At 70.7% G+C, this 17,189-nt stretch carries 19 protein-coding genes and 1 pseudogene; 11 read left to right on the top strand and 9 right to left on the bottom strand.

Annotated features, from left to right (window positions below; translation table 11 throughout):
- Positions 1-6: 6 nt before the first annotated feature.
- Positions 7-783, bottom strand: coding sequence for an enoyl-CoA hydratase-related protein (locus tag E1267_RS26065; protein WP_132335909.1), 777 nt, complete (start codon positions 781-783; stop codon positions 7-9).
- Positions 780-1,556, bottom strand: a complete 777-nt coding sequence (locus E1267_RS26060) for a PaaX family transcriptional regulator (RefSeq protein WP_132335907.1) — start codon at positions 1,554-1,556, stop codon at positions 780-782. The genes E1267_RS26065 and E1267_RS26060 overlap by 4 nt, the downstream gene beginning before the upstream one ends.
- A 181-nt stretch (positions 1,557-1,737) precedes the next feature.
- Between E1267_RS26060 and E1267_RS26055 the strand changes: the two genes are divergently transcribed.
- On the top strand, positions 1,738-1,905 hold the full coding sequence (locus tag E1267_RS26055) for a DUF3117 domain-containing protein (RefSeq protein ID WP_020545024.1): 168 nt from the start codon (positions 1,738-1,740) through the stop codon (positions 1,903-1,905).
- 80 nt (positions 1,906-1,985) lie between these two features.
- The gene (locus E1267_RS26050) at positions 1,986-3,395 is read left to right on the top strand and encodes a leucyl aminopeptidase (protein WP_132335905.1); all 1,410 of its coding nucleotides are present in this window, start codon (positions 1,986-1,988) and stop codon (positions 3,393-3,395) included.
- A 156-nt stretch (positions 3,396-3,551) separates the two neighbouring features.
- Here the strand turns inward: E1267_RS26050 and E1267_RS26045 are convergent, their stop codons facing one another.
- Complete coding sequence (locus E1267_RS26045; RefSeq protein WP_132335903.1) at positions 3,552-4,190, bottom strand: O-methyltransferase; 639 nt, start codon at positions 4,188-4,190, stop codon at positions 3,552-3,554.
- A gap of 185 nt (positions 4,191-4,375) precedes the next feature.
- Between E1267_RS26045 and sigE the strand changes: the two genes are divergently transcribed.
- The 4 genes from sigE to E1267_RS26025 all read left to right on the top strand — a co-directional run bounded on the left by sigE (position 4,376) and on the right by E1267_RS26025 (position 8,199).
- Entirely contained in the window at positions 4,376-5,008 is a 633-nt protein-coding gene (gene sigE, locus E1267_RS26040) for an RNA polymerase sigma factor SigE (RefSeq protein WP_132335901.1), read from the top strand.
- Position 5,009: 1 nt separating this feature from the next.
- Positions 5,010-5,537, top strand: coding sequence for an anti-sigma factor family protein (locus E1267_RS26035; RefSeq protein WP_132335899.1), 528 nt, complete (start codon positions 5,010-5,012; stop codon positions 5,535-5,537).
- Positions 5,538-5,704: 167 nt separating this feature from the next.
- Positions 5,705-7,540, top strand: a complete 1,836-nt coding sequence (locus tag E1267_RS26030; RefSeq protein ID WP_132335897.1) for a S1C family serine protease — start codon at positions 5,705-5,707, stop codon at positions 7,538-7,540.
- A 299-nt stretch (positions 7,541-7,839) separates the two neighbouring features.
- Complete coding sequence (locus E1267_RS26025) at positions 7,840-8,199, top strand: sec-independent translocase (RefSeq protein WP_132335895.1); 360 nt, start codon at positions 7,840-7,842, stop codon at positions 8,197-8,199.
- Between the two features lie 79 nt (positions 8,200-8,278).
- Here the strand turns inward: E1267_RS26025 and E1267_RS26020 are convergent, their stop codons facing one another.
- Positions 8,279-9,415: an Mrp/NBP35 family ATP-binding protein gene (locus E1267_RS26020; protein WP_132335893.1), complete on the bottom strand. Its 1,137-nt coding sequence runs from the start codon at positions 9,413-9,415 to the stop codon at positions 8,279-8,281.
- Between the two features lie 160 nt (positions 9,416-9,575).
- On the opposite strand from E1267_RS26020, the gene E1267_RS26015 reads away from it, so the two are divergent.
- On the top strand, positions 9,576-10,037 hold the full coding sequence (locus E1267_RS26015; RefSeq protein WP_246064262.1) for a MarR family winged helix-turn-helix transcriptional regulator: 462 nt from the start codon (positions 9,576-9,578) through the stop codon (positions 10,035-10,037).
- Here E1267_RS26015 and E1267_RS26010 read toward each other — a convergent pair.
- Together E1267_RS26010 and E1267_RS26005 are read right to left on the bottom strand one after the other, a co-directional pair.
- Complete coding sequence (locus E1267_RS26010; RefSeq protein ID WP_132335891.1) at positions 10,021-10,488, bottom strand: DUF1003 domain-containing protein; 468 nt, start codon at positions 10,486-10,488, stop codon at positions 10,021-10,023. The genes E1267_RS26015 and E1267_RS26010 overlap by 17 nt on opposite strands.
- The gene (locus tag E1267_RS26005; RefSeq protein WP_425465094.1) at positions 10,478-11,686 is read right to left on the bottom strand and encodes a magnesium transporter MgtE N-terminal domain-containing protein; all 1,209 of its coding nucleotides are present in this window, start codon (positions 11,684-11,686) and stop codon (positions 10,478-10,480) included. The genes E1267_RS26010 and E1267_RS26005 overlap by 11 nt, the downstream gene beginning before the upstream one ends.
- 96 nt (positions 11,687-11,782) lie before the next feature.
- Between E1267_RS26005 and E1267_RS26000 the strand changes: the two genes are divergently transcribed.
- Positions 11,783-12,781 carry an EamA family transporter gene (locus E1267_RS26000; RefSeq protein ID WP_132335889.1) on the top strand — a complete coding sequence of 333 codons (999 nt, stop codon included), beginning with the start codon at positions 11,783-11,785 and terminating at the stop codon, positions 12,779-12,781.
- Here the strand turns inward: E1267_RS26000 and E1267_RS25995 are convergent.
- Positions 12,765-13,133: a hypothetical protein gene (locus E1267_RS25995; protein ID WP_132335887.1), complete on the bottom strand. Its 369-nt coding sequence runs from the start codon at positions 13,131-13,133 to the stop codon at positions 12,765-12,767. The genes E1267_RS26000 and E1267_RS25995 overlap by 17 nt on opposite strands.
- 50 nt (positions 13,134-13,183) lie before the next feature.
- On the opposite strand from E1267_RS25995, the gene E1267_RS25990 reads away from it, so the two are divergent.
- Positions 13,184-14,116, top strand: coding sequence for an HpcH/HpaI aldolase/citrate lyase family protein (locus tag E1267_RS25990; protein ID WP_132335885.1), 933 nt, complete (start codon positions 13,184-13,186; stop codon positions 14,114-14,116).
- Here the strand turns inward: E1267_RS25990 and E1267_RS25985 are convergent.
- Positions 14,106-14,651: a DUF6529 family protein gene (locus E1267_RS25985; RefSeq protein ID WP_132335883.1), complete on the bottom strand. Its 546-nt coding sequence runs from the start codon at positions 14,649-14,651 to the stop codon at positions 14,106-14,108. The genes E1267_RS25990 and E1267_RS25985 overlap by 11 nt on opposite strands.
- Positions 14,648-15,376 carry a hypothetical protein gene (locus tag E1267_RS25980; RefSeq protein WP_132335881.1) on the bottom strand — a complete coding sequence of 243 codons (729 nt, stop codon included), beginning with the start codon at positions 15,374-15,376 and terminating at the stop codon, positions 14,648-14,650. The genes E1267_RS25985 and E1267_RS25980 overlap by 4 nt, the downstream gene beginning before the upstream one ends.
- A gap of 97 nt (positions 15,377-15,473) precedes the next feature.
- Here E1267_RS25980 and E1267_RS25975 point away from each other — a divergent pair, with 97 nt between their 5' ends.
- Positions 15,474-16,460: a CPBP family intramembrane glutamic endopeptidase gene (locus tag E1267_RS25975; RefSeq protein WP_132335879.1), complete on the top strand. Its 987-nt coding sequence runs from the start codon at positions 15,474-15,476 to the stop codon at positions 16,458-16,460.
- A 371-nt stretch (positions 16,461-16,831) separates the two neighbouring features.
- Positions 16,832-17,189 (top strand): annotated as a pseudogene (locus E1267_RS25970) (hypothetical protein); the annotation flags it as partial.

Raw genomic sequence — 17,189 nt, 5'->3', positions numbered from 1 at the left:
GCCCCGTCACCTGCCCTCGAACGTGGGGCGCTCCTTGGCGACGAAGGCTCTCGTCGCGTTCCGGTGGTCCTGGGAGGCGGCGCACGCGTCCTGGAGGTCGGCCTCCAGGGCCAGCGAGTCGGGCAGCGCGTGCGTCGCGGCGTAGGCCAGCGCCCGCTTGGTGGCGGCGTACGCCACCGTCGGGCCCTGCGCCAGCGCCCCGGCGAGCTCCCGTGCGGTCTTCAGCACGTCGTCAGGGGGGACCACGCGCGTGACGAGCCCCAGCTCCAGCGCGCGGGCCGCGTCGACGGGCTCGCCGAGCAACATCAGCTCGGCGGCCCTGCCCCGGCCGACCAGCCGCTGCAGCGTCCACGACGCGCCCGAGTCGGGCGCCAGCCCGATGCCCGCGAACGCCAGCGCGAACTTGGCCTTCTCGGACGCCACCCGCAGGTCGCAGGCGAAGGCGATGGACGCGCCCGCGCCCGCCGCGACGCCGTTGACGGCGGCCACCACCGGCTTTCCCATGGTGGTGATGAGCTCCACGATCGGGTTGTAGTGCGCGCGCACGGTGTCGGCCAGGCCGTGGCCCGCCTCCAGGTTGGCGGCGTGCTCACGCAGGTCCTGGCCCGCGCAGAACGCCCGTCCGGAGCCGGTGAGCAGGACGGCCCTCACCGCGGGGTCGTCCGCCGCCCCGCGGAGCGCGTCGAGCAGGGCCTGTTTGGTCTCGGCGGTCAGCGAGTTCATCGCGTCGGGGCGGTCGAGGGTGATGGTGGCGACGGCGTCGGCCACGTCATAGCGGATCAAGTCAACTCCCTGTCGACGAACGCGGCGGCTGCGGGCAGCAGCCGGGCGGCTTCCTGCTCGAAGTAGATCCTGGCCTTCTCGCCCGGCCAGCCGGCGGGCAGCAGCTCGGGCGGCAGCCCCGGGTCGCGGAACAGGAAGTTGCGCCAGCCGTGCACGAGCCTGCTCCTGGTGGCGAACACCTGGGCGGCCGATGCCCCCTCCGGGAGCCCGCTGATCAGCGTGTCAGCCTCGGCCAGCCAATGTGTGTACGCCTCGCCGATGGCGGTCAGATCCCACGCCCTGGCGACCAGCTCGCGGGGGTCACCCTCCAGCGCCGAGTCGAACCTGTCGGCTCGTACGCCCTCGCTCTCCAGCAGGTTGTCCAGCTCGATCGACGAGCGCGGCCCGATCCAGGCCGTCTCGGACAGCGCGGCGTAGCCCAGGAACGTCAGGTCGGCGCGCAGCCGCTCCCTTCGAGGGCGGTCCTTGACCGGTCCGAAAACGATCAGATGCCATCTGCCGTGCCAGGTCAGCGTTCCGGCTCGGTAAATTCTCAGCGCCGCCTCGTCCAGACGCCTGACGCACTTCGGCGTCAGCCCGTAGCCGGGGCCCTGAGGGAGCCTGACGGGCTGCAGCCAGCCCTGCCGCACCATGCGCGAAACCGCCGTACGCACTGCGGGAGCGGCGATTTCCAGGGGTTTCATGAGGCGTACGAGGGCGGCCACGGAGGCTTGCCCACCGCGTGAGCGCAGGTGGTCTCCATAGAGGTCGAACAGAGCGGCGCGAGCGTGCACGAAGTCCAGTTTGGACGCGATCGCCGACCTCGACAACGCATTCTGGGAGGAGATCGTTACCCATGAGCGCTCTCGATGCGGGAGAATAGGACATCACAGAAGACGTGAATGCGCCGACCACCCCCGACGGGCGGTCGGAAATCGCGGGCCGCGGGAGCCCAAGGCAGGAAGGGAAACACGCATGGCGGCGATGAAGCCGCGGACCGGCGATGGTCCGCTCGAGGTCACCAAGGAAGGGCGCGGCATTGTCATGCGGGTCCCCCTGGAAGGTGGCGGCCGGCTAGTCGTGGAGATTTCCGCCGACGAGGCCAAGGCGCTCGGCGAGGCGTTGAAGAACGTCGTCGGCTGAGCGCCCCCGAGAGACACCTTTTGTTCTACGACCCTGGCGATATCCGGCGCCAGGGTCGCTGACGTCCGAGGAGAGATCCCGTGCCCATTGAGACCACTGCGTCGGTGGTCGCCGAGGCCCCCGGCGAGCCCGAGCTGCTGGCCGTCCCCTACGCCTCTGACCTCAGCCCAGCGCACCCGGTCGAGCTGCACCTGCCCGTGCCCGACCTGCTGGAACACTACGAGGCCAAGGGAGAGGCGGGCGAGGTCGTCGAGGTCCCGGTGGCACGGGGCGACGGTGTGGGCCGCGTGCTGCTCTACGGCGTCGGTGACCGTTCGCCGCGGGCGCTGCGCAGGGCCGGCGCCGCGCTGACGCGCAAGGTCAAGGGCAAGGACACGCTGACCGTGGTGACGCCCGGCGGCGACGTGACGGCGTTCGTCGAGGCGGCGCTGCTGGCGGCGTACTCGTACAGGATCGGCAAGGCGGGCAAGCCGGCCGTGCGGACGCTCGCGTTCGCGGGGGCCGACGAGGCTCAGGTACGCCGCGCGCAGGTCGTCGCCCAGGCGGTGGCGCTCGCGCGCGACCTGGCCAACACGCCGTCCTCGGTGAAGAACCCCGCCTGGCTCGCCGAACGGGCCGCCGACACCGGCGTGCCGGTCAAGGTGTGGGACGAAGAGCGCCTCCAGGCAGAGGGCTTCGGCGGCATCCTCGCCGTGGGGCGCGGCTCGGCCAGCCCCCCGCGGCTCATCCAGCTCTCCTACACGCCCGACGGGCCCTACGACCGGCACGTGGTGCTGGTGGGCAAGGGCATCACGTTCGACTCCGGCGGGCTGTCGCTGAAGCCGACGGACAACATGAAGACCCAGAAGACCGACATGGCGGGCGGCGCGGCCGTGATCGCCGTGCTCGGCGCGCTCACCCGGCTGGGCGCGCCCGTACGCGTCACCGGCCTGGTCGCGGCCGCCGAGAACATGCCGTCGGGCACGGCGCAGCGGCCCAGCGACGTCATCAAGCACTACGGCGGCCGTACCGTCGAGGTGCTCAACACCGACGCCGAGGGGCGCCTGGTGCTGGCCGACGCCCTGGCCTACGCCGACGTCGTCCTCGACCCCGACGCGGTGGTCGACGTCGCCACGCTCACCGGGGCGATCACGGTGGCGCTCGGGCGCAATGTCGGCGCCGTCTACTCCTCCGACGACGCGCTGGCCAGGCAGCTCGTCGACGCCGGCCAGACCACCGACGACCGGCTCTGGCGCATGCCGCTGGTCGAGGACTACGCGGCCGCGCTGAAGTCGCCGATCGCCGACCTCAGCAACGTCGAGTCCGGCTCGAAGTTCGGCGCGGGGTCGATCACGGCGGCGTTGTTCCTGCGGGAGTTCGCCGGGGAGCGGCCGTGGGCGCACCTCGACATCGCCGGCGTCGGACGCAGCACCGTCGACGAGGGCACGCTCAGCAAGGGCGCCACGGGGTTCGGCGTGCGCGCGCTCCTCGAATGGCTCACGCGCATCTGACGGGCGCTTGCCGGGAAGGGCACGCGCATGTGACGGGCGCGTGCCTTGCCGGAGCGTATGCGCCCGTGGCGGCCGGGTGCCCGGCCGGCCGGGCCCGCGCGCGCAGCCGGCGCGTGCGTCGGGAGAGGCACGTGGACGTACGCGGCAGCGGGCGGGTCAGTCGGCGATCTTGACGGCGGCGAGCAGGCCGTCGCCCAGCGGCATCAGCACCGAGCGGAGCCTCTCGTCCGACTGCACCAGCTTGCCCACCTCGCGCAGCGTCACCGTGTCGGGGTCGCGCTGCGCCGGGTCGGCCACCCGGTTGTGCCACAACATGTTGTCGAAGGCCACGATGCCGCCCACGCGCAGCAGCCGGACCGCCTCGGAGAGGTAGTCGGCGTACTCGTGTTTGGCGCCGTCGGCGAACACCATGTCATAGCCGCCGTCCGACAGCCGTGGCAGCACATCGAGCGCCCGGCCCGAGATGAGGCGTACCCGCCCGCCGGAGAAGCCCGCCTCGGCGAACGCCTGCCGGGCGAGCCGCTGGTGCTCGGGCTCGACGTCGACACTCGTCAGCGTGCCGTCCGAGCGCATGCCGCGCAGCAGCCACAGGCCCGAGACGCCGCAGCCCGTGCCGACCTCGACGACGGACTTGGCGTTGACCGCGGTCGCCAGGAAACACAAGGCCGCCCCGCCGCCGGGAAGGATGGGCGTGGCACCCATCTCCAGCCCGCGCTGCCGCGCAGCGTGCACGATCTCATCCTCGTGATGGAACTGCTCCGCATAGGCCAGAGTGGCCTCCACCGGAGTGGTCATCGGCCGCCTCCCCCCACTTTCGTGCGATTGTCGCAAAAGGTCATACACGTGATTGGTGCCGATCGCAGCCTATGGGAGACACGCCGGGACGGGAACTCAGGAGGGACCTGAGGCGTTGCAGGTTTAAACGGGCTTTGCCGGTCCGGAAGGCAGGCAGTGCGCACGAAGGGACGAAACCAGGCACTATGGCGGTAGCGGTGGTCCCAGAGAGAGGAGTTCTGGTGGACGAAAGCGACCACCAGACAGATACTCCGGTGTCGTCTGACTGGACTCCTCCCACGTGGGAGGAAGTGGTGCGGACGCACTCCGCACGCGTGTATCGGCTGGCATACCGGCTGACCGGCAATGTCCACGACGCGGAAGACCTGACGCAGGAGGTCTTCGTCCGGGTTTTCAGGTCGCTGTCGAGCTACACCCCCGGCACCTTCGAGGGGTGGCTGCACCGGATCACGACCAACCTGTTCCTCGACATGGCGCGCCGCAAGCAGCGCATCAGGTTCGAGGGGCTGGCCGACGACGCCGCCGAGCGGTTGCGCGGCCGTGAGCCGTCTCCCGCGCAGGCGCTGGACGACGCGCATCTGGAGCCCGACATCCAGGCCGCCCTCGACGCGCTCGCCCCGGAGTTCCGGGCCGCGATCGTGCTCTGTGACATCGAGGGCCTGTCCTATGAAGAGATCGCGGCCACGCTCGGCGTCAAGCTGGGCACGGTCCGAAGCCGCATTCACCGTGGCCGGGCGCAGTTGCGGGAGGCGCTCGACCATCGGGCCCCCCGTAACTCTCAACTCCCCCCGACCGTGATCCGTGGGGAGGAAAACTGATATGGCTCATCTTGGAGAACGCGTATCCGCGCTCGTCGACGGGGAGCTCAACCACGCCGACCGCGAGCGTGCGCTTGCTCATCTGACCTTCTGCGCTGACTGTCGTCGAGAGGTCGAGTCGGTGCGGGCGCTGAAGTCGCGCCTGCGTTCGCTCGACGATCCGTCGATGCCCGCCGACCTGACGATGTCCCTGCTCCGGATGGCGGAGCCGGGAGGGCCACTGCCCCCGAGGGAGCGCCCTTTCCCCACACGCACCTTCGGCGGGGTGCCCATCCCTGGGCCGCACAGCATCGCGCCTCTGGACAACCGCCCGCGCCGGGACGCCGCTGGTGGGGCCACGGGCCCTGGGCGCGGTGGTAGGCGGCGCTCGACCTACGTGGCGGTCGGGGTGGTCTCCGCCGCCGTCGCGCTCGGCACGTTCTTCGCGGCGACCGGCGTGGGCCAGAGCAACCCCGCGCCCCCGGTCGAGCTCTTCCAGCAGCCCGATCGCAACTCGCCGACGAGTGCTCCCCCCACCGCCACACCTTGAGCCGGCGCCATGCCTGGGATACTCGGGGTGGCGTAGTCAACGACGCGTGGGGCATACGATCTGGGTTCGGGATTTGTCACGAGCGATTCATGACAAAGGCTTTATGACCCTCGTATGCCGCACAAGCGAGGATTGCGGTGGCCGAGCCAAGGAGTGGTGAGACTTAGATGACCGACGAGACGCGCCCCAACGAAGGACGCACGACGTCGGACTACCCTGAGCCACAGGGGCGGCCGGACTTCCTGCCCGCGGAAGATGCGTCCGAGTACGAAAGCAGGCGGCCCGAGCCGCCCGCCTCGTTCGGCGCCTCCTGGGGTGACCCGTCGGGCCGCTCCGAGGGTTCCGGAACGCCACCGTACGACCGCTCGGCCGGCGAATCGCCCGCCGAGGGCGGGTCCGCTCCTGACGACCGCGGCCAGAGCGGGTCACGGCTCAGCGCGCCCTCGTTCGGTCCGCCCGACCCGGACGCCCGCAGCCATGAAGCTCCGCCGCCCGAGCCGGGTTCGCGCCCCTACGATGGCCCGCCGCCCGAGGGCGACTCACGCTCCTACGAAGGCGCGCCGCCCGACCGCGACTCGCGCTCCCACGACGGTCCGTTCTTCGGGCTCGCCGAGAGCGGCACACAGGAGAACCTCGCCTTCGGCCGCCCTGACGGGGGTGAGAGCGGTTACGGCCGTCCAGATGGCCGTCCCGGCGGTGGAGGCGGCTACGGCCGTCCTGACGGCGGCACGCGGGCGTACGAAGCGCCGCCCTTCGGCGGCCCTCCCTTCGGCGGCACGCCACCACCCCCGCCCCCGCGTCAGGCACTCGGCATGGGCGCGGGCTGGGCGCCGCCTCCATCGGGCGCGCACAGCCACGTCAGCAGGCCGCGCCGCATCCCCAGCACCGGCTTCCTCATCTCGACCGCCGTCGCCATCGCCCTGGTGGCCTCGCTGCTCGGCAGCGTCGGCACCTACCTGCTCACCAAGCCGGCCAGCGACAACGACCCCGGCTACAGCCTGGGCCCGGTGCCGACCGGCGCCACCGACCGGGCGCCCGACTCGGTGGCGGGCGTGGCCACGCGGGTGCTCCCGAGCGTGGTGTCCATCGAGGCCGGCAACGGCATGGCCACCGACGGCGCCTCGGGCTCCGGTTTCCTGATCAAGAACGGTTACGTGGTGACCAACAACCACGTGGTCGCCCCGGCCGCCAAGGGCGGCGAGATCCGCATCATGTTCAACAACCGCAAGACCACCACGGCCCGCATCGTCGGCCGTGACCCCGGCTCCGACCTGGCCGTCATCAAGCCCGAGGACACGTTCGGCACGCCCGAGATCACTCTGGGCAACTCCGACCAGGTGGTCGTCGGTGACCCCGTGATCGCCGTCGGCTCCCCGCTGGGCCTGACCGGCACGGTCACGACCGGCATCGTCAGCTCGCTCAACCGGCCGGTCATCGCCGGCGACGACACCGGCGCCAGTTCCGAGGAGACCGCCTACATCAGCGCGATCCAGACCGACGCCGCCATCAACCCCGGCAACTCCGGCGGGCCGCTCGTCAACGGCCGCGGCGAGGTCGTCGGCGTCAACTCGGCGATCGCCACCCTCAGCCGCTCGCTCAACAGCCAGAGCGGCAGCATCGGCCTCGGCTTCGCGATCCCCGTCAACCAGACGCGGCGCGTCGCCGAAGAGCTCATCACCACCGGCAGGGCCAAGCGCCCCAAGATCGGCATCCTTCTCGACCGCGACTACAAGGGCCAGGGCGTACGCATCGCCTCCGAGCCGGTCAGCGGCCAGCAGCCGGTCGACGCCGACGGACCGGCGGGCAAGGCCGGGCTGAAGGCGGGCGACGTGATCCTGGAGATCGACGGGCTGGCGCTGCAGGACGGCAACGAGCTGATCGCGCTGATCCGCAGCAAGGCGCCCGGCTCCACGATCGACATCAAGTTCCAGCGCGCCGGCCAGGAACAGCGCGCCACCCTCACCGTCGAGGCCGATGACCAGCCCGCGCCCAGTCCGTCCTGATTTCACTCGAAAAATCAGGATCTTGTACGGCACAGCCGACCCGCCCCCACCCGCCGTCGTGCGTGACCGGCCTTCCAGGGTGACGCTCACCGGCTTCCCCGCCGCGCCGCCGTGACGAACCGGGCCGGGCCGTCCGCGTGGTCGAAGCGGCCCGCGCTCCGCGCGCGGTGGCCCGGTGGGCAGGGGCTTTTGCGGTGAAAATGACCATAGGGCGGCGACCGACCTAGGCCGGAGAGCCCTTAGTCTGTGGATAGGCCGGGGTTGTCCTCGGAGAGGTTGGACTGCGGTAGGAGCTCACGGTGTTCGGACTTGGGTGGTGGGAAGTCGCAGCGCTGATCGTGCTCGCGCTGCTCGTCTTCGGCCCCGACAAACTGCCTCAGGCCGCCTCGCAGGCGGGCCGGACGCTGCGCAACCTGCGGCGCATGGCCACCAACGCGCGTGACGACCTGCGCGCGGGGCTGGGCCCGGAGTTCTCGAACTTCGACCCGGCCGACCTCAACCCCCGTACGTTCGTCAGGAAGCATCTCCTCGACGACATCGAGGACGACTACAACAAGCCGCGCGAGCTCGAACCGGCCACCACGGCCCCCGCCACGCCCGACCTGGTGGACGAGCTCGGCTACGGCGAGATCCCCCCTTACGACTCCGAAGCCACCTGACGCCCGTTTCCTGACGTGGGCCGCACGCCGCCGGTCCGCGCGCGACGCGGGCTGGCGGCGAGCGTGCGCGCGGGACGGGTCAGCCGCGGGGTGCCAGCCCCAGTTGGAGGCCCTTGAGACTGGAGGAGCGCTTGCTGAGCGCTCCTGCGATCGAGCGCAGCTCCGTGGCGGCGGGTGAGTCGGGGTCGGTCAGCACCAGAGGCTTGCCCTCGTCGCTGCCCTCCCGCAGCCGCAGGTCGATCGGCACCTGACCGAGCAGCGGCACCCTGGCGCCGAGGGTGCGGGTCAGCGCGTCGGCGACGGTCTGGCCGCCGCCCTCGCCGAACACCGCGATGCGCTCGTCGCAGTGGGGGCACGGCAGCCACGCCATGTTCTCGATGACGCCGGCGATCTGCTGGTGCGTCTGGGCGGCGATCGAGCCGGCGCGCTCGGCCACCTCGGCGGCGGCCATCTGGGGCGTCGTCACGACCAGGATCTCGGCCGACGGCAGCCGCTGCGCCACCGAGATGGCGATGTCGCCGGTGCCCGGGGGCAGGTCGAGCAGGAGCACGTCGAGGTCGCCCCAGTAGACGTCGGCGAGGAACTGGTGCAGAGCCCGGTCGAGCATCGGCCCGCGCCACACCACCGGCGTGTTGCCCTCCGGTTTGAACATGCCGACCGAGATGACCTTGATGTCGTGGGCCACCGGCGGCATGATCATGTCTTCGACCTTGGTGGGCCGTTCGGCGGCGCCCAGCATGCGGGGCACGCTGTGGCCGTAGATGTCGGCGTCGACGATGCCGACCTTGAGTCCGCTCGCGGTCATGGAGGCGGCCAGGTTGACGGTGACGGACGACTTGCCGACGCCGCCCTTGCCGCTGGCCACCGCGAAGACGCGGGTCAGCGAGCCCGGCTGGTTGAAGGGGATCTCCTTCTCCGGGCCCCGGTCGCCGCGCAGTTTGGTCTGCAGGGCCTTGCGTTGCTCGGTGCTCATCACGTCGAGCTCGAGCTGCACGTCCGTCACGCCGTCGAGCTTGGCGACGGCGTTCTTCACGTCGCGGCTGATGGTGTCCTTCATCGGACAGCCGGCCACGGTGAGGTAGACGCCGACGTGCACGGCGCCGCCCGGAGCGATCTCGATGCTCTTGACCATGCCGAGGTCAGTGATCGGGCGACGGATCTCGGGGTCGATGACGGTGGCGAGAGCGGCCGTCACGTTTTCCTGGGTTAGTGCCATCGAAGTCTCGGCACGAGGGAGTGCCGTCCCTCCTTTGTCGGTATATGTGTGACAGGCGCTGGACGCCAGTGAGGATGCCCCTCCATCGTATGAACCGGAGGCCTCGCTGAGTTAATCCGAGCTGTTAGATGTTCGTGCAACAACGTCCTAAGGTTACTCCGTGACTCTTCTGCGCCACGAGGGCCTCACCGTCGACGAGTTGGCGGTCTGGCGGATGCTGCAGCGGGCCCAGGTGCGCATCACCCGCCACCTGGAGGCGGAGTTGCTGGTCGCCCATGACCTGCCGCTGGCGTCGTACGACGTGCTCATGCAGTTGGCCGAGGCGCCGGAGCGGCGGCTGCGCATGAACGATCTGGCCGGCCGCGTGCTGTTGTCCCGCAGCGGGCTGACCAGGCTCATCGACCGGTTGCAGCGCGACGGCCTGGTGGCGCGCGAGGCGTGCGCCGACGACGCGCGCGGGTTGTTCGCGGTGCTGACCGAGCGCGGCGCGTCCAGGCTGGCGGAGGCGACGCCGACCTACCTGCGCGGCATCAGGACGCAGTTCCTCGACATGCTGGGCCCCGACGATATCGGCCAGGTGCGCTCGATGCTCGCCAAGCTCGACATCACCGGCGCTCCCTGAGCTCCTCCAGGAGGTGTCCGAGCTCGGAGCGCAGATAGTCGCGGGTGGCCACCTCGTTCAGCGCCAGGCGCAACCCGGCGATCTCCCGGGTCAGATATTCGATCTCCGCCTGGTTGCGCTCGGCGCTCTCGCGGTCCTGCTCGTACTGGATGCGGTCGCGGTCGTCCTGGCGGTTCTGGGCCAGCAGGATCAGCGGCGCGGCGTAGCTGGCCTGCAGCGACAACATCAGCGTGAGGAAGATGAACGGATAGGGGTCGAACTTCAGGTGCTCGGGCGCGGCGACGTTCCAGATCACCCAGGTCGTCACGAAGACGGTCATGTAGACGATGAACCGGGCGGTGCCGAGGAAACGGGCGATGCGCTCCGACAGCCGCCCGAACGCCTCGGGGTCATAGTGCGGACGCAACGACCGCCGCAGGTCGCGGGGCTGGTCGAGGCGTTCAGACGTCATGGTCGGCCCCTTCGCGCCAGTCCTCGGGAAGCAGGTGGTCGAGCACGTCGTCGACGGTCACCGCGCCGACCAGCCGGCCGAACTCGTCGACGACGGGCGCGGCGACCAGGTTGTAGTTGGCCAGGTAGGAGGTGACCTCGTGCAGCGTGAACTCCGGTTTGATGGGGTCGATCGAGGGGTCGAGCACGCCGCCGAGGAGCGTGGACGGCGGCTCGCGCAGCAGCCGCTGGAAGTGCGAGACGCCCAGATAGGTGCCCGTCGGCGTCTCCGTGGGCGGTCTGGTGACGTATACCTGCGCCGCGACGGCCGGGGTGAGGTCCTGCTGGCGGATGTGGGCGAGGGCCTCGGCCACCGTGGAGGTGGGAGGCAGGATCACGGGCTCGCTGGTCATCACGCCGCCCGCGCTGTCGACCGGGTAGCTGAGCAGGCGCCGCACCGGGGCGGCCTCATCCGGCTCCATCAGCGCCAGCAGCCTGGCCGCCTGCTCCTGCGGCAGGTCGTGCAGCAGGTCGGCGGCGTCGTCGGGCCCCATCTCCTCCAGCACGACGGCGGCTCGTTCGGGCTCCAGCGTGCCGACGATGCCGATCTGGTCGTCGGGCGGGAGCTCTTCGAGCACGTCGGCCAGCCGCTCGTCGCTGAGAGCGCGGGCGATCTCGATGCGGCGCTTGCCCGGCAGCCCGTGCAGCGCGCTGGCCATGTCGGCGGCCCGCAGCGACTCGAACGCGGTGATCAGGCCGGCGGCCCCCTGGTCCTTCTGCAGCGTGTCGAACCCGGACACCTCGTCCCAGTCGACGATGCGCAGGTCGCGCCGGCGGCCCCGGTGGAGTGCGATCTTGGTGATCTCCCACGTGGACGGCCTGACCTCTTCCATGGCCACGTCGTAGACGGTCATCTGCCGGTCGTCGTAGGACACGGCGAGGTCGAGCATCTCGCCGATGACGAGCGTCTCCGTGGCCCGCTGCTCGAACCTGCGCATGTTGAGCCTGCCGGTGAAGACCACGGCGCCGGCCTCTATGCGGCGGACGCGGGTGATGGGCAGGAACACGCGGCGGCGCGGCTGCACCTCGACCACGAAACCGTGCACGGCCGGCCGGCGGGTGAGGCGCAGGCCCGCCACGACGTCCCGTACCCGGCCGATCTGGTCGCCCGCGGGATCGAAGACCGGGGTGCCTTGCAGCCGGCCCACGAAGATCTGCACGTGGCCAGGCTAACAGGGTGTTCCCGTTGCGCCCCGGACCCCGGACGTGTCAGTATCAAACCCGCTTAACGGTCATTACTGGTCAGGTGGTGTGCGATGAGGTATGCGGGGCTGGCGCTCGCGTTCGTGGGATCGTGGTGTTTCGCGTTCGCCGGGCCGATGGCCAAATACCTCATCGAGGCCGGGCTGGAGCCGATGGAGGCCGTCTGGACGCGAATGGCGGGGGCAGGCCTGCTGCTCGTGGCCGTGCTGGCCGTGGTGAGGCCCCGCGCGCTGCGGATCCCGTCCTCGAAGCTGCCGTTCCTCGGTCTCTACGCGGTCATGGGCGTGGCGGGGGTGCAGTCGTTGTACTTCGTGGCCATCACCCGGTTGCCGGTGGGGGTGGCGCTGCTGCTGGAGTTCATGGCGCCGGTGATGGTGGTGGCGTGGGTGCGGGTCGTGCGCAGGGTCAGGCTCGCCGGGGCGGCGTACGTCGGCGCGGTCGTGGCCATCGCGGGCCTCGCGATCGTCGTCGAGGCCTGGCAGGGGTTGCGGATCGACGCGCTGGGACTGCTGCTCGGGCTGCTGGCCGGAGCGTGTTGCGCCGGATATTTCCTGATGTGCGATGGCTTTGGCGACGACATCGACCCTCTCGGCCTGATCGCCTGGGGCCTGCTGGGCGCGGCCGTCCTGCTGCTCCCGTTCTCCCGGCCCTGGAACATCCCCTGGGAGGCCTTCACCGTCTCCGCCACGCCGGAGGGCGCCGTCACGCTCCCGGTGCTCGGGGCCTACCTGTGCATGGCGGTCGTCGGCACCTCGGTCGCGTACATCGTGAGCATGTACGCCGTGCGCCGGTTGTCCGCCGCCGTCGGCGCCACCGTCGCGTCCCTGGAGGTCATCGCGGGCGCGGTGCTGGCCTGGGCGCTGGTCGGGGAGACGCTCGGCGTGTTCCAGATCGTGGGCGGGCTGATCGTGCTCTCGGGCGCGCTGCTCGCCCAGACCGCAACCGCCTCGGTCCAGCCACCGGTCCAGCCAGCGGCCCAGCCAGCGGCCCAGTCAGCGGCGGGGCCGGGACCCGTCGCCGGGGAGCCGGCCGAGGTCACCGCTCCGGGGTGAGGCGCACGACGGTGCATTCGCGGGCCCAGCGCTCGGCGAGGTGCTCACTGTCGCGGGCGTTGAGCCGCTCCTTCGCCAGCGCCGCCATGGCGTCACCGGCCGCGGCCTGGTCGACGACCGACACCGCGGCGTCGAACTCCACCAGCCTGGCGCCGTTGTCCTTGCTGCGCAGCGTGACGTGCACCCGGTCGAGGGCGTCGAGACCGGGCAGCTGCTGCTCCTCACCTCCCGTCACCACGTAGATCGAGCCGTCGTGCCAGGCGTGCCAGGCCAGGCGCGGGCGATCGAGGGTGAGCCAGAGGATGCCCGACTTCTTCGCGCCCTCTTCGATCGCGGAGGTGTTGTCGCTCACAGCTCCGACTGTACGGCCGGGCCGGGGCCGGGGACGAGTACCGTGTGCGCATGCGTTCCCGTCGTTCGGTGCTCGCCGTGCCCGGCAGCAACCCCCGCTTTCTCGACAAGGCCCAGACCCTGCCCGTCGACGAGGTCTTCCTCGACCTGGAGGACTCCGTCGCCCCGGCGGCCAAGCAGGAGGCGCGAAAGAACATCGTGACCGCGCTGCGCGAGGGCGACTGGTCGGGCAAGACACGGGTGGTCAGGGTCAACGACCTCACCACGCAGTGGGCCTACCGCGACGTGATCGAGGTCGTCGAGGGGGCGGGGGAGTTCGTCGACTGCCTGATGCTGCCCAAGGTCCAGGAGCCCACCGACGTCGTCTGGCTCGACACGCTGCTCACCCAGATCGAGCAGGCCATGGGTCACGAAGTGGGCCGCATCGGCATCGAGGCGCAGATCGAGAACGCCCGCGGGCTGGTCAACGTCGACGCCGTCGCGGGCTCGTCGCGGCGGCTGGAGACGCTCGTGTTCGGCCCCGCCGACTTCATGGCCTCGATCAACATGCGGACGCTCGTCGTCGGCGAGCAGCCGCCCGGCTACGTCGAGGGCGACGCCTACCACTACATCCTCATGCGCCTGCTCATGGCGGCGCGGATGCACGACCTGCAGGTGATCGACGGCCCTTACCTGCAGATCAAGGACGTCGAGGGCTTCGAGAAGGTGGCCCGCCGGGCGGCGGCGCTCGGGTTCGACGGCAAGTGGGTGCTGCATCCCTCCCAGGTCGACGCGGCCAACGCGGTGTTCTCGCCCACGCAGGAGGACTATGACCACGCCGAGCTCATCCTGGAGGCGTACGACTACTACACCTCGGTCGAGAAGCGCGGCGCGGTCATGCTGGGTGACGAGATGATCGACGAGGCCTCGCGCAAGATGGCGCTCGTCGTGGCTGCCAAGGGGCGGGCCGCCGGACTCACCCGTACGACGTCCTTCACACCTTGAAGCCGATGGCGGTGAAGAACCAGAACGACGACGTCAGCCAGAGCCCCACGAGCACCGTGAACGCCACCCCGCCGAGGACCGGCAGCGTCCAGCCGGGGGCGCCGCGCTTGGGCAGGGCGAGCATCTTCGTGGTGAACACCCCGTAGAAGAAGCAGCCGAGCAGCGAGTGCACCAGGACCCGCGGAACGTCGTACTGCAGGCCCAGGGCGTAGAGGCAGTGGAAGGCGACGGGGATCGTCAGCAGGAACGCGATCCGGCCCGACCAGCGGTGCACGGCGGGCGGGATGGCGACGCCGAGCCTGTCCCACATCGACAGGGCCGAGACCACCTGTGCGATCGCGAGCACGAACGCGCCGGTGGTGAGCCAGACCTTCATCGGCAGGGCGGCGGAGAAGCCGGCCACGCCGACCGCGAACCCGGTGGGTGTGTGGGCGCGTCCGAAGACGCCGAGCGCGACCACGACGAGCCCGCCGGCGATCAGCGGCCAGACCAGCGGGGTCAGACTGCGGGACGGCCGCTGGTGGATGGCGGTCATGACATCTCCTCGATGAAGCCGTCGACGTCCTTGGGGTACACCGTGGTGTCGTCCACGGTCAGGGGGGTGGTGGGCCGCTCGCCGTCCAGCCGCGGGATGTCGAGCTGCTCCTCCCCGAGTACGGCGGCGCCGACCTGCGTGAAGCCGCCCTGCGGGTTCTTCAGGACGATCCAGCCGGCTCTGAGCTTGGCGCCCCTGACGATGGCGGTGGCGCGGTAGAGGCCCGACGGCTTGACGACCGTGGGAGCGACGAAGCTCCACGTCTTGCCGCCGAGCGCGACCGTGCCCCTGGCCTTGCCGCCTGCCAGCGCGGCCGTGACCTTGGCGCTGCCGAAGCCGGCCAGCGACAGCTCGCCCGCCGACTCCTTGCCCTTGAACCAGGCCTCGGTCCTGCCGTCGCAGAAGTAACCGATGGCCTTGCCGTTCCTGATCGAGATGGCGATGAGGCCGCCGTTGCCCTTGACGCGCCCGCCGTAGTCGGCTTTGGCGATCTTCTTCGGCTCGGTGGGGGAGGGCGCGGCGGACGGTTCCGCGGTGTTCCCCGTCGCGGGCGATCCGGTGGCGTTCTGTCGCGCGGGGGTCGTCTCCTCCGTGGAGGGTGCCTCCGCTGCTGTGTTCGCGGCCGTGTTGTCGGCCGCGGGTGCCGCGTTGATGCTGGCGACACCGAGTCCCGCGGCGAGCACGACGCCCGCGGCGAGGGTGATGACAGGTCCCAGCCTTGACATGGACTTCTCCCAGGGTCGAATGCCTACAAACCGAGCATCCGCCTAAAAGAGCGCGCCGTCTGTGAACTATTGCGCACCAAGCGGACAGAATGAATGGATGCAGGAGAACCCAGGGCCCCATTTTCCGTACGGCGCGCCGCCGCCGGCCCACCCTTATCCGCCGCCACGCCCGTCCTGGTTCCTGCCTACGCCGCGCGGGGCCCGCTACGACCATCTGGCGAGGACCGCCGCGTCCCATCCGTGGCGGGCGATCGTCGGCACGCTCGTCATCGCCGCCGGGTTCTTCACGCTCGGCGTGGTGGTGGTCTTCGCGGGCATGGTGGTGGCGCTGATCGCGGGCATCCCGTTCACGGTGGAGCCCAGCGGGCAACTGTCGGGTAATCCCGTGTTCTCGCTGGTGGTGCTGCTGATGACGCTGGCGCCGATGATCCTGCTCGTGTACGGCACCGTGGCGCTCATCCAGCGCCGCCGCCCCGGCACGATCTCGTCCGTGGCCGGGCGGCTGCGCTGGTCGTGGATGGCGCGCTGCGCGGGGCTGGCGGTCCTGGCGCTGGCGGCCGGCCAGGGCACGCAGATGCTCGTCATGTCGGCGGGGGGCGACGACAGCGAGATGTTCGGCTGGGGAGGCTGGGAGGGCTTCCTGCCGGCGCTGATCGTGATCGTGCTCCTGGTGCCCTTCCAGGCGGCCGCCGAGGAGTACGTCTTCCGCGGCTGGTTCGTGCAGGCGGTCGGCGCGCACGTGCGCAATCCGATCTGGTCGATCCTCGTCGGTGCGGCGTTGTTCGCGTCGTTGCACGGATACCAGCCGGCCGGGCTGGTCGACGTGTTCGTGTTCGGGGCGGCGATGGGCTGGCTGACGGTCCGCACGGGGGGCCTGGAGGCGGCGATCGCGCTGCACGTCATGAACAACCTGCTGGCCTTCGGGCTGAGCGCGGCGGCGGGCAGCCTGGAGGAGGCCCTCGACCAGCCGAACGTGCCGGTGCCGTGGCAGGCGCTGCTGGGCACGCTGGTGCAGCTCGTGGTCTACATGGGTGGTGTGTTGTATCTAGCCAAAAAGCGGTCAATAAGCACTGTCTCTGCATAAATCAGGCGTGAGGTGCCGGGAATCTCGCTAGAGAGGTCTCGCTATTCCGGCTGAGTCATGCTGGTCTGGATCCTGTGGGGACGGCGAGGGTTTCCCGGAGGTAGACGTTTCGACCGTTCCCATGCCCGCACACGATCCGGTCCGGACGACCAGACCTGATCGACGAGCACCCGTACGACACGTTCGACGAGGAGGTACGGCGCGTGGCCTCCGGCCCCAGCGAACCGCCACGGCGACCGCCGGGTGACGACGACCCGCGTTCTGAGAGGGCGTCGGAACCGCATTCTTCTGAAGAGCCCAGGATCAGCCATTCGCCGCCAGGGCCCACCGACGACCGGGCCAGGGGCTTACCGCCGGCCTCTCCCTGGGACATGCCGCCGTTCGCCGCCCCCGTCCCGGACGACGAGCCGCCGGAACCGCCCAAGGGGCGCCGGCCGTACAGTTCGCCGACCGCGGAGCCCGAGGTGGAGCCGCGCCGGCCCCGCCGCGTCGTCAACCGTCCCGACAAGCTCGTCGCCGGCGGCCCGCTGTCGGAGCCGGCTGAGGAGGAGCCCGAGACCTACCACGGCACCCGCATCCCCCCGTACGTGCGGGTCTACCCCGTCGAGGAGCCCCCGGAGACGGAGCCGGTGCCCGAGCCGCCGGAGGAGCACCCGGAGGACGACGACGAGCCCGGGGTGCGCCGCGTCGGCCGGCCGCCCGCGGGACGCCCCACGCGCCCCGACCTCC

It is taken from the genome of Nonomuraea longispora (genome assembly GCF_004348345.1).
GTDB lineage: Bacteria > Actinomycetota > Actinomycetes > Streptosporangiales > Streptosporangiaceae > Nonomuraea > Nonomuraea longispora.
The sequence above is the reverse complement of the archived record's forward strand: the minus strand, read 5'-3'. Positions and strand labels throughout refer to the sequence as shown.